Origin of the sequence: Nocardiopsis deserti, assembly GCF_008638355.1 — a bacterium.
Classification (GTDB): domain Bacteria; phylum Actinomycetota; class Actinomycetes; order Streptosporangiales; family Streptosporangiaceae; genus Nocardiopsis; species Nocardiopsis alborubida.
Window position 1 is genome coordinate 46,153 of sequence record NZ_ML703348.1, and the last position, 15,523, is coordinate 61,675.

Consider the following 15,523-nt stretch of genomic DNA (forward strand, 5'->3'; position numbering starts at 1 on the left):
GTCAGTTCCGGTCGGTCATTTCCGGTCGGTCGAGACGGTGATGACGGACCAGGACACGGGGGGCAGGACCGCGGAGAGCCTGCCGCCGTCCAGGGTCACGTCCCCGGCCGGTCGCGGGACGACCCGGTCGGGGGCGTCCATGGTGTTGGAGGCGTAGGGGTCGTCGTCGCTGAGGGTCCGGGCGCCGATGACGGCCGTCGGGGCCAGGCCGCGCAGGTCGGCGTCGAGGGCGAGGGGCTGGTCGGTGGAGCGGTTGACCGCGAACAGCGACGCGGTGCCCTCCCGCTCGTCGAAGGTGACGACGGCGTCCAGGATCGGGATCTCGCCGTGGCTGGCGGTCGTGTACCGGGGCGCCGTGACGCCGGTGTGCAGCACCCGGCCGCGGGCGGCCCGCGCGGTCAGGGAGAAGGGGTGGAAGATGGTCTGGCGCCACGCGGGGCCGCCGGGCTCGGTCATGATCGGTGCGATGACGTTGGCGAGCTGGGCCTGGCTGGCGGCGGTGACCCGGTCACCGTGCCGGAGCAGGCTGATGAGCATGTTGCCCACGACGACGGCGTCGGCGACGTTGTAACGGTCCTCGATGACGCGGGGCGCCACCTGCCAGTCGTCGGCGGGCTGCGCGGCGGCCAGGGCCTGGTGGCGGCTCAGGTACCACACGTTCCACTCGTCGAAGGAGAGCTGGATGCGTTTGGGGTCGCGCAGGCGCGCGCCGACGGCGTCGGCGGTGGAGACGACGGAGTCGATGAAGTGGTCCATGTCCGTTGTCGAGCCGAGGAAGTCGGCCAGGTCCCCGTCGCGCTCCTCGTAGTAGGCGTGCAGCGAGATGTGGTCCACCGCGTCGTAGGTCTCCTCCAGGACGGTGGCCTCCCACTGGCCGAAGGTGGACATGGCCGATCCGGAGCTGCCGCAGACGACCAGTTCGAGGTCGCGGTCGGCCATCCTCATGGCGCGCGCCACCTGCCCGGCCTTGCGTCCGTAGGAGCGCGCGTCGAGGTGGCCGATCTGCCAGGGACCGTCCATCTCGTTGCCCAGGCACCACATGCGGATGCCGTGCGGATCGGGGTGCCCGTTGGCGGCGCGCTGGTCGGACAGGAAGGTGCCGCCGGGGTGGTTGCAGTACTCCAGCAGGTCCAGGGCCTCGGCCAGGCCGCGGGTGCCGAGGTTGACCGCCATCATCGGTTCGATGTCCAGGCCGCGGCACCAGGCGGCGAACTCGTCGAGGCCGAACTGGTTGGTCTCGATGCTGTGCCAGGCCAGGTCGCGGCGGACCGGTCGGCGGTCCCTGGGGCCGACGCCGTCCTCCCAGCGGTACCCGGACACGAAGTTTCCGCCGGGGTAGCGCACGGTGGTCACGCCCAGTTCGCGGACCAGGTCGGCGACGTCGCGGCGGAAGCCGTCGGCGTCGGCTGTCGGGTGCCCGGGTTCGTAGATGCCGGTGTAGACGCATCGGCCCATGTGCTCGACGAACGAGCCGAAGACGCGGCGGTGCACGGGGGAGACCCAGTGGTCCTTATCGGCGGTGACGGAGGCTCGGAGCATGCGTTCTCCTTGGGTGGTGGGGGGCGGGTGGGGGTCAGCCCTTGATGCCCGCTCCGGCCACACCGGTCACGATGTGGCGCTGGAAGAGCAGGAAGACGACCAGCAGCGGGACCGCTCCCAGCACGGCCGAGGCCATGACCTGGGCGTACTGGACCCCGTACTGTCCGGCCACGGTGCCCAGCCCGACGGTGAGCGTCATCATCTCGGGGTCGTTGGTGACCAGGAAGGGCCACAGGAAGTTGTTCCAGGCGCCGATGAAGGCGAAGATGCCGACCGCCGCCAGGACCGGCCTCGACAGGGGCAGGATCACGTTCCACAGGACGCGCAGCGCTCCGGCGCCGTCCATCCTGGCGGCGTCCTCGTACTCGCGGGGGATGGCGTCGAAGAAGCGTTTGAGGATGAACACGAACACCGGCGCGACCACCTGCGGCAGCGCGACCCCCCAGTAGGTGTCCACCAGTCCGAGCTGGGTCATCAGGACGAACTGCGGCACGATCAGGGTCTGCGGCGGGATGAGGATGCCCCCGATGACGAGCGTGAACAGCCACGGCCTGCCGCGGAAGTCGAAGCGGGAGAAGCCGTAGGCGGCCAGGACGCAGACCACCAGGGTGAGCGCGGTGACGATGACCGTGGTGATGAGGGAGTTGGCCGTCCAGCGCAGGATGTCCCCGCGCCCCAGCACGAGGGCGTACGCCTCGAAGGTGGGGTTGTCGGTGAGCCAGGAGGGCGGCATGACGGTGGTCTCGCCCTCGGGTTTGACCGAGGTGGCGAAGGCCCACAGCAGGGGGACGAGCCAGAGGGCTCCGGCCAGGGCGGAGACCGTGTGGAGGGCGATCGTTCCGGGGGAGGGCGCGCGCCGGGGCCGGCGGACGCGCCGCGCGGGCTCGGTGGCCGCGTGGGGCGTGGCGGGTGCGGTGGGAACTGCCATGGCCGGTCAGGCCTCCTTCCGTGCGAAGAGGCGGAACTGGGCTATGGAGGCGATGACGACCAGGGCCATGAAGACGTAGGCCATGGAGGAGGCCAGTCCGATGCGCAGGCCCACGAACCCGGAGTCGTAGATGTACTGGATCGCGGTCCTGGTGGCGAAGTTCGGTCCGCCCGAGGTCATGAGGTAGATCTGCTCGAACACGCGCAGGGAGCCGATGAGCTGGAGCACGGAGATCAGCCCGGTGGTGCGGGCCAGCAGGGGCAGGGTGATCCGGCCGACGCGCTGCCAGGCGCCCGCGCCGTCGATGGCGGCTGCCTCGTACACGTCCTTGGGGATCGACTGCATGGCCGCGAGGTAGAGCAGGTAGTTGAAGCCGACCTGCCACCACGCGGTGGCGACGACCACCGAGAGCATCGCCGTGTCCTCGCTGAAGAGCCACTCGACGCCGTCCAGCCCGAGCTGTTCCAGAAAGCCGTTGAACAGGCCCAGGCTCGGGTTGTACATCCAGTTCCAGATGAGGGTCATCACCGCGACCGGGAGCACGAACGGCGCGAAGAACGACAGCCTCAGGAACCACCCCAGGCGCCGGGCGTGGTCGGTCAGCAGGGCGAGGGCGAGGGCGAGCGCGACCATGAGGGGGACGCTCAGCACCGTGAACCACAGGGTGTTCCACAGCGCGTCCCACATGTCGGGGTCGGTCAGGCTCTCCCTCCAGTTGTCCAGCCCCACGAAGGAGACCGGGCCCCCGGCCAGGCTGCGGTCGGTGAAGGAGTAGACGAGCCCGACGAGTGCGGGCCACAGGAGGAAGAGCAGGTAGAAGGCGAGGAAGGGCAGGGTGAACCACAGTCCGGTCCACACGGCGGGCCTGCGGCGCACGTCCACGAGGCCGCGGCCGGAGGGGCCGGGCGCCGTGGTCCTGGGTGGCGTGGGGGTCTGGGCGGTCATGGCGGGCTCCCTCACACCGGTGACGGCACGGTCAGCAGGTCGCGGATGGCTCCCTTGAGCTGTTCCAGCGCCTGTTCGGGTGTCTGGGTCCCCTGGTGGAGGGTGGTGAGCGGGCCGTTGGCCTCCTCCTGGAGGCGCCCGGCCGAGCCGCTGAACCACGCCTCGGGCTCGAACTGCACGTTCTCGGCCGCCTCGCGGTACTCGGACTGTGGTGTGAGCGCCTCGTACTCGGCGCTCTCGACCACGGGCTGGTAGGCGGGGATGTGACCGCCCCCGGCCCAGGTGAGGCTGTGGCGCAGCATCCAGGCGGCGTATGCGACCGCGGCCCGGATCCGCTCGGGGTCGGGGTCGCGCTGGTGCGGGAACACGTAGCAGTGCGAGTCGCCCCTGGTGCGGTGGTTGCCGAAGACGTCGGGGAACTGCCCCGCCGAGAAGGCCGTTCCGGCGGCCTCCAGCGTCGGGATCTCCCAGTTGCCGTGGATCATCAGCCCGGCCCGGCCGTTGGAGAGGTTGGCCGCGGTGTCGGCCAGCATCGAGTGACGGGGCGCCAGCTCCTCCTCGGAGAGCCGGTACATGAACTCCATCGCCACCAGGGCCTTGTCGTCGTCCATGGTGAAGTCGTCCTCGCCCAGGACGAGCTCCCCGTCCTGCTGGCGGTAGAGCGCCCAGAAGTTGGGCCAGGGCTGCCAGGTGTCGACCGACAGGCCGTAGGCCCCGGTGACCGCCTTGATCTCGCGGAGCATGGCCATGTAGTCGTCCAGCCCGCTGACCTCGACCAGCCGGTCGTCGGCGTCGAGCAGTCCGGCCTCGCGGCACACGTCGAGGTTGTGGTACTGGACCAGGACGTGCGTGTCGATGGGGACCGCGTACAGCTGCCCGTCGAAGAAGCACTTCTCCCAGATGTTGGGCAGGATCACGGTGTCGTCGATCCCGGCCTCGGCCAGCAGCGCCGGGTCGATCGGGTCCAGCAGCCTCCCGGGGGCCAGGCTCTCCAGGCGGGAGACGTGCACGGTGGCGACGTCGGCGCCGCGCCCTCCCGCCGCGCCCATCGCGACCTTGGTGTAGAAGGGGGAGCCCCAGGTGAAGGTGGTCGCCCGGAAGTCGACCTCCGGGTGCTCGGCCCGGTAGGCGTCGTGCATCTCGATCATCCGCAGGCCGTCGCCGCCCGAGAAGAGGTTCCACTGCCGCAGTCGGGTCTCGCCGGACAGCAGTGCGTCGGGGGGCGCGCAGCCCGCGGCGGCCAGTCCGGCGGCGGCCAGGGCCCCGGTGAGCAGGGTCCTGCGTCCGGGGCCCCGGGGGGCGGCGTGCGGTGGGGGGTGGTGGGGGGTTGCCTCGCGCACGGTGTTCTCCTTGCGCCTGGGGGGTCGGGAGGGCCCGCCCGGGGCCCTCCGTCTGGGGGGTGTGAACGCGCCGGGGCGCCTGGTGCCCGGGTCAGACCCGGACGTACTCGATTCCGGACAGCTCGCACAGGACCCGCCAGTCCTCCGCGCGGGCTCCGGTGTTCATGACCATGTGGTGGGTGCCGCCCGCGCGGAGCCAGGCGTCCATGCAGGCCCGCACGCCCGTCTCGGGGCGGAACTGGCCGTAGGGCATCTCCAGGGACGGCAGCTCGGGCGCGTCGATGACCTCTCCCTCGGCCACGACCAGACGGAACTCCTCTCCACCGAGGGCGACCAGGGAGGCCAGGGTGGCCGGGCCCGGCCGGTAGCGGAACACGATGGTGGGCGGGTCGCCCAAACCGCCGATGCCCAGCGGGCGCTTGACCAGCCGGACGGGCTCGTCCTCGCGCGCCACTCTCCAGTTCCCCTCGCCCATGTGGCTCATGAGGATGGAGTCGCTGGGGAAGTCCATCGCGTACATCTCGGTGAAGTGGCCGTCCCCGGCGAGCTGGTGCCCGGCGTAGACGATCGAGGCTGCCAGGACGTCGCCCTCGCCGGCGAACCCGTACCCCTGGGCCATCAGGGTGGAGGCGGCGGCCATCGGCAGCCGGGCGAAGCGGCCGTCCTCCCCGATCGCGTCGAAGTGGGTGGAGTAGGCGCCGCACCCGGACTCCTCCAGCAGCCGTTCGATGCCCAGCTGCATGCGGGCGTGGTCCTCGCGCTCCTCCTTGGACAGGCGGCCGTCCACCTCCAGGGCCCCGTCCTCCCAGTCCATGAGGTCGCGCACGGCCTGTTCGGGCAGGTCGGCCATGGTCCGGTGCAGGGTTCCGGGCGCGATGACGTGGACCTCGGGGCCGAGCTTGCGCAGCAGCGCGGTCTCGTCCACCCGGGCGTCACCCATGCCGTTCATGGGGTAGCCGAACACGCCGACCCGCAGTCCGCGCAGGGCGGTGACGGCGCGGGCCGCCCGCGCCCAGCGGTCCACGCGCGCGGCGAACTCCGGGCTCTGCCACTCGCCGGTGAGGACCTCGAAGGGCAGTCCCGCCCGCACCATGGCGTTGGCGGTGTCCTGGGCCCCGTGGATGCCCTGGTTGTAGGTCATGTCGTCCATGTCCCAGGACGGGCTGACCGCGGGGTCGGGCTGGATGTTGGCCAGTGCCAGGGGCAGGTGGGTGCGGCCCAGCGCGCGGGTGACGCGCAGGGAGGGGCCGTAGGTGAGCATGACGACCAGGACCCCGTCGAGTCCGGCTGCCTCGAAGCCGCGGATCGCCTCCTCGGCGTCGGCGCGACCGCGCACCGGCGGGGCGACGGTCCACTCGGCGACGCCGGAGAGCCGTTCGGCCACCCGGGCCGCGTACGCCGCCTGGTGCTCGGTGATGCCGGGGATCATGTCGTCGTAGAGCGGCTGCATGATGCCGAGCAGGCCGACGCGGGGGGCGCGGGCGCGCACGGGAGGATGCTCGGTGGCGGGGGGCGTGGGTACGGTCACGGTGCTTCCTTACTGGCCGTAGACGTTCTGGTAACGGTCGTGGAGCGCGTCGATGTGCTCCTGGGGAAGGCGTTGGAGGGGGCCGCCCTGGCGGGCGATGTGGACGGTCCGGGCGACGTCCTCGCACATCACGGCGGCCTTGACCGCCGCCTTGGCACCCGCTCCGACGGTGAACACGCCGTGGCCGCGCATGAGGACGGCGGGCGAGCGGTGGCCCTCCAGGGTGGCGACCACCCCCCTGCCGATGTCGTCGCCGCCGATGAGGGCGAACGGGCCGACGGGGATGTCGCCGCCGAACTCGTCGGCCATCGCGGTGATGGCGCAGGGGATGGCCTCGCCGCGCGCGGCCCAGGCGGTGGCGTAGGGGCTGTGGGTGTGCGCGACGCCGCCGACGTCGGGGCGGGCGCGGTAGACGTAGGCGTGGGCGGAGGTGTCGCTGGAGGGCCTGTGCTCGCCCTCGACCAGGCGGCCGTCCAGGTCGCAGACGACCATGTCGGCCGGGGAGAGGTCGTCGTAGGAGACGCCGCTGGGCTTGATCACCATCAGGTCGGCGCCGGGGACGCGGGCGGAGACGTTGCCGCTGGTCCAGGTGACGAGGTTCCACCGGGGCAGTTCGGCGTGCAGGGCGCACACCAGGGCGCGCAGGCGCTCCACCTCCTCCCGGTGCTCCTCGGGCACGGTCGTGGGCGTGGTGGCGGTCATTGGTCTCCTTCCCCGCCGCTCGCGGCGGCGGCCAGGGCGGTGTTGCGCAGGGCCCGCAGGCGGTGCAGGCTGCGGCTGCCGCCCCGGCCGAAGTGGTCGTGGAGCTCGGTGTAGAGGGCGAAGAGCCCGTCGTAGGCGGCGGCCCGGGCCGGGTCGGGGTCGACGGTCTCCTCCCGCACCCCGCCCATGGCGGCGGAGGCGGCGTGGATGTCGGGATGGGCCCCGGCGGCGACCGCGGCGTGGATGGCGGCCCCCACCGCGCAGCTGTGTTCGGAGGCCACGACACGCAGCGGCCGGTTGAGGACGTCGGCGTAGATCTGGAGGACGAAGGGGTTGCGGACCATGCCGCCGCCGATGGTCAGGTCGTGCACGGGCACCCCGGCGTCGGCGAAGGCCCCGACGATGGTGCGGGTGCCGAAGGCCGTGGCCTCGACCAGGGCCCGGTAGACCTCCTCCGGTCTGGTGGCCAGGGTCAGGCCGACGAGTACGCCGGACAGGTCGTGGTCGACCAGGACCGAGCGGTTGCCGCTGTGCCAGTCCAGGGCGACGAGCCCGTGCTCCCCCACCGCGGCGTCGGCGGCCCGGGCCGAGAGCAGGTCGTGGACCGACAGTCCGCGTTCGCGGGCCTCGTCGTGGTAGGCGGGGGGCACGTAGGAGTCGGCGAACCAGGCGAAGACGTCGCCGACGCCGCTCTGGCCCGCCTCGTAGCCCCACGCTCCGGGGGTGATGCCGCCGTGGGCCAGGCCGCACATGCCCGGGACCTCGGCGAGGACGTCGGAGTTCATGACGTGGCAGGTGCTGGTGCCCATGATGGCGAGCATCCGGCCGTTGCCGGTGGTCTGGGCGGTGGCGGCGGTGACGTGCGCGTCGATGTTGCCGACCGCGACGGGGACGCCCTCGGGCAGCCCGGTCCAGGCCGCGGCCCGGGCGGTGAGGCCGCCCGCGCGCTCTCCGAGCTGGGACAGGGGGTGGGCGAGTTTGTCCTCGGCGAAGCGGGCGAAGCGCGGGTCGAGGGCGGCCAGGAAGTCCGCCGAGGGCCAGGCGCCGTCCTGGTGGATGCCCTTGTAGCCGGCGGTGGCGACGTTGCGGGTCTCGTGTCCGCACAGCTGCCACACGATCCAGTCGGCGGCCTCGATCCAGCGGTCGGTGCGCTCGTACACGCCGGGGTCGTCGCGCAGGACCTGGAGGGCCTTGGCGAACTCCCACTCGGAGGAGATCTTTCCCCCGTAGCGGGCCAGCCACTTCTCACCGCGCTCGGCGGCCAGGGCGTTGATCTCGTCGGCCTCGGGCTGTGCGGCGTGGTGGCGCCAGAGCTTGGGCCAGGCGTGCGGGCGCCGGGCCAGGTCGGGCAGCTCGCACAGGGGCGTGCCGTCCGCGGTCACCGGCAGGACCGTGCAGGCGGTGAAGTCGGTGCCGACGCCGACGACCCGCTCCGGCGCGACCCCGGCGGCGCGCAGCGCCTCGGGGACGGCGGTGCGCAGGACCTCGCGGTAGTCCTCGGGGTGCTGGAGCGCGCTCTCCGGTTCGAGGGGGTCGGCCGTTCCGGGCAGGTGCGCGGTGATGACGCCGTGCCGGTAGGTGGAGGCCGCGGAGCCGAGTTCGGCTCCGTCGGAGACCCGGACCACGACGGCGCGGCCGGAGAGGGTGCCGAAGTCGATCCCGACGACCACCGGGTCGGTCGAACGTGAATAGTTAGCGCTAACATTCTGGACCAAGGGAAGCTCCTCCGTGAGGGGGCGGACAGGGAGGTCTCAGGGGGTCACGGCGGCGGGGGCCCGCTGCTGCCGCGCACCCGCAACCGCGCCGGGACGACCCTGCGCTCGGCCCGGGACGGGTCGGCGGGGTCCTCCCGGGCGATCTCGGCGAGCAGCAGCGCCAGGCTCTCCCGGCCCACCTGGGCGAAGTCCTGGTAGACGGTGGTCAGGGACGGGGTCAGGTACTCGGCCTCGGGGATGTCGTCGAAGCCGACCACGCTGACGTCCCCGGGGACACGCAGGCCCGCCTCGTGCAGCGCGCGCAGCACGCCGATGGCCATCTGGTCGTTGCCCACGAAGATCGCCGTGACGCGCTCCCCCGCGGCGCGCCTGCGCACCAGCGCCAGGCCCAGCTCGTAGCCCGACCGGGGGCTCCAGTCCCCCTGGAGCGGTTCGGGGACCGGCGCCCCGGCCTCCTCCAGAGCCCGGCGCCACCCGACCACCCGGGCCGCGGACTCCAGCCACAGGGGGTCGCCCTCCACGTGGTGGACGGTCGCGTGGCCCAGGTCGAGCAGGTGGCGGACGGCGTCGTGGGCGCCCTGGACCTGGTCGACGCAGACGACGGGAAGGCCCGAGCCCTCGCCGCCCTCGACCGCGACCAGGGGCCCGGGGCCGGGCAGCGCGGCCAGCGCCTCCACCAGGGCGCGCTGGGGGGCGATCGCCACGCAGCCCTCGACCGACTGCTGGACCAGGTAGTCCGCGGCCGCGACCACCCCCTCCGGAGACACGTCGTCGAGGCTGACCATGCTCAGGAAGTAGCCCGCCTCGCGCGCGGCCCGCTCGATCCCCGCCAGGGTCTGCGCCGGGCCGAAGAGCGTGGAGTCGAAGGCGATGACGCCGAGCACGTTGGTGCGGCGGGTGACCAGGGCGCGCGCGGTGGAGTTGCGGTGGTAGCCCAGCTCCTCGATGGCGCCGCGCACCCGGAGCACCGTCTCCTCGCGGACGTTGGGGTGGCCGTTGACCACGCGCGACACCGTCTGGTGGGAGACTCCGGCGAGCCGGGCCACGTCCGCCATGACGGGGGTACGGCCACCTGGGGGTTTCACCGGGACGACACCTCCGGGCACGAGAGGGGGGACTTCTGTGATGTGCGCAACATTGTTAGCGCTCACATCAACGAAGTCAACCCCCTGCCGCCCGTCTGCGGGAACAGGAACGGCCCGGGTGCGCGTGCGCGGCCCCCTCGCTCAGCCCGTGAGGCGGGCGTGCAGCGAGGTCGCGGAGGTGTCGGTGAGCGAGGCGACCTGGTCGATGACCACGCGCAGGGCGGCGGAGTCGTCGGCGGCCTCGGCGAAGGCGGCGCGGAACTGCGGGTCCAGGCCCTCGGGGGCGTTCTTCCACAGGAGGCCGACCAGCTCGGTGATCAGGCGGCGCTCCTCGGCCTGGTAGACCCGGGCCTCCTCCCGCGAGAGCACGAAGTGGGCGGCGACCGCCTTGAGCAGGGCGCACTCCAGCAGGGGTCGGCGGGGCACGAGGAGGTCGGCACCGTAACGGGTGAGGCGTCCGGGGCCGTGCGCGGCGCGGGTGGCCTCCTCCGCGGCCCGGCAGAAGCGGCCGATGAGCCCGCTCGTGAGGTTCTTGAGGGCGGCGAGGGAGGCCAGGTCGCCGGTGAACTCGCGCGGCCACGCGGGATGGGCGATGAGGCCGGTGAAGACCTCGTCGAGTTCGGCGGGGTCGGCGTCGCAGTAGTCGGCGGCGGCGATCCGCACGACCTCGGCGCGCTCGGCCGCGCCGCGCAGGGCCGCGGGGTCCACCAGCCCGGCGTGCAGGGCGTCCTCGACGTCGTGCACGGAGTAGGCGACGTCGTCGGCCCAGTCCATGACCTGGGCCTCGAAGCAGGTGCGGCCCGGGGGCGCGTCCCGGCGCAGCCAGTCGAACACCCCGGTGTCGTCGGGGTAGCAGTTGAACTTGTGGGTGTCGCCGCCCTCGCCCCGGAGCCAGGGGTACTTGACGGTGGCGTCGAGGGTGGCGCGGGTGAGGTTGAGTCCCGCACTGCGCCCGTCGGGGTCGATGACCTTGCCCTCCAGGCGCACGAGCAGGCGCAGGCTCTGGGCGTTGCCCTCGAACCCGCCGCAGTCGGCGGCGGCCTCGTCCAGGGCGCGCTCGCCGTTGTGGCCGAAGGGCGGGTGCCCCAGGTCGTGGGACAGGCAGGCCGCCTCCACCAGGTCGGGGTCGCAGCCCAGGGCCTGGCCGAGTTCGCGGCCGATCTGGGCGCACTCCAGGGAGTGGGTGAGGCGGGTGCGCGGGAAGTCGCTCACACCGGGCTGGACGACCTGGGTCTTGGCGGCCAGGCGGCGCAGGGCGGCGCTGTGCAGGACCCGGGCCCGGTCCCGCTCGAAGGGGTCGCGGGCCCGGTTCTTGCGGTTCTCCAGGGCCATGCGCTCGGTGTCCTGGTGGGTGTAGCCGAGTGCTCCGCCTTCGCGGGGATTGTTCGTCATTGTGTGTGCGAGCCTACTTCCCAGCTACGACCCGGGCGCCGACCGCGCTGGTCAGGCGGCGTCGACCTGGATGTCGCTGCTGTCGTCGAAGATCCAGTAGTACCAGAGCGCCGCGGTCTCCCTGGTGATGTACCACAGCTGGGTGCGGCGCTCGATGACCGCGGGTCCCGACCGGGAGGGCGAGGTGCCCGCCTCGATGCCGTGGGCCGCGGCCATGCGTTCGGAGCGCAGGCTGTGCCAGGGGTCGGAGACGAGGATGGCGGTGTCCCAGGAGTTGGCCTCGAAGACCTCGGCGACGGCTTCGATGCTCTGGAGGGTGTCGCGCCCCTCCTCCACCGCGATGACCTGGGCGCCGGGGATGCCCACCTCGATCAGCCAGTTGCGCCCGGAGGCGGCCTCCGTGAAGTTGTCGCCGGGCAGCTTGCCGCCGACGGTGACGATGACCGGGGCCACGCCCTCCAGGTAGAGGACCTGGGCGTGGCGCAGCCGGGCCTCGAAGACGGGCGAGGGCACGCCGTTGTACTGGCTGGCGCCGAGCACGACGATGGCGTCGGAGGTGGTGCGCTCGTCCTGGCGGGCCACGTACCAGACCCAGGCCCAGGTACCGGCCGGGACGGCCAGGGCGGTGACCAGCAGCAGGCTGACCAGCCAGCGCAGGCGGAAGCGGCGCCGACGCGGTCGGCGCGGCCGGGAGAAGGACGGCGGCTCGGGGCGGCGGCCGCGGCGGGGCGCGGGCTCCGGGGCGCGCGGGAACTCCTCCTCCGGGAAGCCCTCCTCGGGGAGCCCGGGCGCCGGGGGCGCGGGCGGGGAGACCCGGGTGCGGGGCCGCGGGCGCTCGCGGACGAAGCGGCGGGTGAAGACGGCGTCACCGCCCGCCGACCGGTCGGCGGGCACGCCCTGCGGGGCGGGCGCGTCGGGCGCCAGGACCTCGTCGCGCCGGAACTCCCGCGTGGTCTCGTCGTCAGCGGAGAACGCGCGGGTGGCGTCGTCGTCGACGGAGAACGCGCGGGTGCTCTCGGCGCCCTCGGCCCCGGGGGCCGAGGAGGCGAAGTCCCCACGGGAGAAGACCTGGGTGGCCTCGTCGTCGGACGAGGGAGCAGTGGTCGGGTCGTCCCACGGCTCGTCGCCGCGGCCGTCGTTCGCCGCTCGCACCGGCTCACCTCCGCACATTCTCTGGTCAGGGGGCGTGTCACCCCCATTGGGACGGCCTCCGCCCATCGCTGGTTCTCAGCGATTCGGCCCGTGGGAGGGCCGTTGCGGAGGGTGGTGTCAGCGCGCCCCGTACCTGTTTCGCGGGCACGGGGAGGCGGGCGGGGAAGTGGTGGCCCGGCTGGCGGCCAGAATACATCACGAGCAGATCACAGCGCATTCCCGCGCGTGTGGCCGGCCGGAACGGTCCCGGGGCGTTCGGGTGGCGCCGTTTCCCCCTCTGGTCAGGGGCTTCACGCGCGGAGGCGGCACGGCGGGAGACGCGGCGGGTGCGGCGGTCCCCGCGGACCGCCGCACCCGTTTCGCCTCCGGTCCGGTCAGGGCGCGGCGTGTCCGGCGGCCCGGCCCGCCTCCAGGCGGGCGACGGGTACCCGGAACGGGGAGCAGGAGACGTAGTCCAGTCCCACACGGTGGAAGAAGTGCACCGAGGCGGGGTCGCCGCCGTGCTCGCCGCACACCCCGAGCTTGATGCCCGGACGGGCGGCTCGCCCCTCCTCCACCGCGATGCGGATCAGGCGGCCGACACCGTCCACGTCCAGGGACTCGAACGGCGAGACCCCGAACACGCCCTTCTCCAGGTAGGCGGAGAAGAAGGAGGCCTCCACGTCGTCGCGCGAGAAGCCCCAGACCGTCTGGGTGAGGTCGTTGGTGCCGAAGGAGAAGAACTCGGCGTTCTCGGCGATCTGCCCGGCGGTCAGCGCGGCGCGGGGCAGCTCGATCATCGTGCCGACGGGGAAGTCGAGCCCGACGCCGTTCTCCCGGCCCACCTCGCGCAGCACGCGCAGCGCGTCCTCGCGGATGATCTCCAGCTCCTGCACGGTGCCGACCAGCGGGATCATGATCTCGGGGCGGGGACGCCCGCCCGCGGCGATCCGGTCGACGGCGGCTTGGGCGATGGCGCGCACCTGCATGGTGAACAGCCCCGGCACGACCAGGCCCAGGCGCACGCCGCGCAGGCCCAGCATCGGGTTCTGCTCGTGCAGCTTGTGCACCGCCTGGAGCACCCGCAGGTCGTTCTCGTGGCTCTCCCCGCGCGCCTCGGCCACGGCCACGCGCACCGACAGCTCGGTGATGTCGGGCAGGAACTCGTGCAGCGGCGGGTCCAGCAGGCGCACGGTCACCGGCAGGCCGTCCATGGCCGCCAGGATGCCGCCGAAGTCCTCGCGCTGGAGCGGCAGCAGCGCGTCGAGGGCCTGTGTCTGCTCCTCCTCGGTGTCGGCGAGGATGAGCCGCTCCACGAGCTGGCGGCGGTCGCCCAGGAACATGTGCTCGGTCCGGCACAGGCCGATCCCCTGCGCGCCCATGCGGCGGGCCCGGGCGGCGTCCTCGGGGGTGTCGGCGTTGGCGCGCACGCGCATGCGGCGGGCGGCGTCGACGTAGTGCATGAGGCGGTCCACGGAGCGCACGAGGTCGTCGGCCTCGTCGGAGGCTGGGTCGATCTCCCCCTCGAAGTAGCGCACGACGGGCGAGTCCACCACGGGCACCTCGCCGAGGAGGACATCGCCGCTGGTGCCGTCGATGGAGAGGACATCGCCCTCCTCGACCACCTCGCCGCCGGGCGCGGTCATGCGCCGGTTCTTGGTGTCGATGTCGAGTTCCTCGGCGCCGCACACACAGGTCTTGCCCATGCCACGGGCGACCACGGCGGCGTGCGAGGTCTTGCCGCCGCGACTGGTGAGGATGCCCTCGGCGGCGATCATGCCCTCCAGGTCGTCGGGGTTGGTCTCGCGGCGGCACAGGATGACCCTCTCGCCGCTGCGCGACCACTTGACGGCGGTGTAGGAGTCGAAGACGGCCTTGCCGACGGCGGCGCCGGGCGAGGCGTTCATGCCGCGGCCGAGGCGGTGGGCGTCCGTCCCGGAGAGGGCCTCCTCGTCGAAGCGGGGGAACATCAGCTGGGCGAGCTGGTCGCCGGTGACGCGCTGGACCGCCTCGTCCAGGGTGATCACGCCCTGGTCGACGAGCTGGTCGGCGATGCGGAACGCGGCGGCGGCCGTGCGCTTGCCCACCCGGGTCTGGAGCATCCACAGCCTGCCGCGCTCGATGGTGAACTCGATGTCGCACAGGTCGCGGTAGTGGTTCTCCAGGGTGTCCATGGCGGCCATCAGCTCGCCGTGGCTGCGGGCGTCGATCCGTTCCAGGTCGGCGAGGGGGACGGTGTTGCGGATCCCGGCCACCACGTCCTCGCCCTGGGCGTTCTGGAGGTAGTCGCCGTAGACGCCGGGCTGGCCGGTGGCGGGGTCGCGGGTGAAGGCGACGCCGGTGCCCGAGTCCATACCGAGGTTGCCGAAGACCATGGAGCAGACGTTGACGGCCGTGCCGAGGTCGGCCGGAATGCGCTCCTGGCGGCGGTAGAGGACGGCGCGGGGAGCGTTCCAGGAGTCGAAGACCGCCCGGACCGCGAGCACCATCTGCTCGCGGGGGTCGCTCGGGAAGGGGCCGCCGGTCCGCTCGCGCACGACCTCCTTGAAGCGGTCGACGAGTCGGCGCAGGTCGGCGGCGTCCAGGTCCAGGTCGCTGGTGACGCCCCTGGCTGCCTTGACCTCCTCGATGGCGTCCTCGAAGAGTTCGCCGTCGATGCCCTGCACGGTCTTGCCGAACATCTGGATCAGGCGCCGGTAGGAGTCCCATGCGAAGCGCTCGTCACCGCCCTGGGCGGCGAGACCCACGACGGACTCGTCGTTGAGCCCGATGTTGAGGACGGTCTCCATCATGCCGGGCATGGAGAACCTGGCGCCCGAGCGCACGCTCACCAGGAGCGGGTCGTCGGCCTGGCCGAGGCGGCGCCCCATGGCCTTCTCCAGCTCCTGGAGGTTGGCCTCGATCTCGGCGTCGAGTCCGGCGGGCGTGCTGCCGTGGGAGAGGTAGTGGCGGCACGCCTCGGTGGTGATGGTGAACCCGGGGGGAACGGGCAGGCCGAGGTTGGTCATCTCGGCGAGGTTGGCCCCCTTGCCGCCGAGGAGATCCTTCAGGTCCTTGTTGCCCTCGGTGAACGTGTAGACGTACTTGGCCACGGGGGTGCTCCCTCGCTTCTCGGCGGCGCAGCGCTGGGTCGGCGCCTGTGCCCGGATGGGCGCGACTCTATCCACACTCCGCATCATCACTCTCCCATGAACTCCCTTTTTTCGATATATCCCCAG

General features: G+C 72.6%; 11 protein-coding genes. All 11 read right to left on the reverse strand.

From position 1 onward, the window contains the following. Window positions 1-15: 15 nt before the first annotated feature. The 11 genes from arfA to ppdK all read right to left on the reverse strand — a co-directional run bounded on the left by arfA (window position 16) and on the right by ppdK (window position 15,397). Window positions 16-1,539, reverse strand: coding sequence for an arabinosylfuranosidase ArfA (gene arfA, locus FYW99_RS03100; protein WP_150250009.1), 1,524 nt, complete (start codon window positions 1,537-1,539; stop codon window positions 16-18). A 34-nt stretch (window positions 1,540-1,573) separates the two neighbouring features. Next, window positions 1,574-2,467, reverse strand: coding sequence for a carbohydrate ABC transporter permease (locus FYW99_RS03105; RefSeq protein ID WP_150250012.1), 894 nt, complete (start codon window positions 2,465-2,467; stop codon window positions 1,574-1,576). A 6-nt stretch (window positions 2,468-2,473) separates the two neighbouring features. Beyond that, a complete protein-coding gene (locus tag FYW99_RS03110; RefSeq protein ID WP_150250015.1) occupies window positions 2,474-3,412 on the reverse strand; it encodes a carbohydrate ABC transporter permease in 939 nt (312 codons plus the stop codon). Window positions 3,413-3,423: 11 nt separating this feature from the next. Beyond that, complete coding sequence (locus FYW99_RS03115; RefSeq protein WP_150250018.1) at window positions 3,424-4,752, reverse strand: extracellular solute-binding protein; 1,329 nt, start codon at window positions 4,750-4,752, stop codon at window positions 3,424-3,426. 91 nt (window positions 4,753-4,843) lie between these two features. Further along, window positions 4,844-6,280, reverse strand: coding sequence for an L-fucose/L-arabinose isomerase family protein (locus FYW99_RS03120; RefSeq protein WP_150250021.1), 1,437 nt, complete (start codon window positions 6,278-6,280; stop codon window positions 4,844-4,846). A 9-nt stretch (window positions 6,281-6,289) separates the two neighbouring features. Next, complete coding sequence (locus FYW99_RS03125; protein ID WP_150250024.1) at window positions 6,290-6,982, reverse strand: L-ribulose-5-phosphate 4-epimerase; 693 nt, start codon at window positions 6,980-6,982, stop codon at window positions 6,290-6,292. Next, entirely contained in the window at window positions 6,979-8,652 is a 1,674-nt protein-coding gene (gene araB, locus FYW99_RS03130) for a ribulokinase (protein ID WP_150250688.1), read from the reverse strand. Before araB ends, FYW99_RS03125 begins: the two co-directional genes overlap by 4 nt. Before the next feature lie 89 nt (window positions 8,653-8,741). After that, window positions 8,742-9,752, reverse strand: coding sequence for a LacI family DNA-binding transcriptional regulator (locus FYW99_RS03135; RefSeq protein ID WP_150250690.1), 1,011 nt, complete (start codon window positions 9,750-9,752; stop codon window positions 8,742-8,744). Between the two features lie 171 nt (window positions 9,753-9,923). Continuing rightward, window positions 9,924-11,174, reverse strand: coding sequence for a deoxyguanosinetriphosphate triphosphohydrolase (locus tag FYW99_RS03140; protein WP_150250027.1), 1,251 nt, complete (start codon window positions 11,172-11,174; stop codon window positions 9,924-9,926). A gap of 51 nt (window positions 11,175-11,225) precedes the next feature. Next, window positions 11,226-12,326, reverse strand: coding sequence for a YdcF family protein (locus FYW99_RS03145; protein ID WP_150250030.1), 1,101 nt, complete (start codon window positions 12,324-12,326; stop codon window positions 11,226-11,228). A 374-nt stretch (window positions 12,327-12,700) separates the two neighbouring features. Then, complete coding sequence (gene ppdK / locus FYW99_RS03150) at window positions 12,701-15,397, reverse strand: pyruvate, phosphate dikinase (RefSeq protein WP_150250692.1); 2,697 nt, start codon at window positions 15,395-15,397, stop codon at window positions 12,701-12,703. Between the last annotated feature and the right edge of the window lie 126 nt (window positions 15,398-15,523).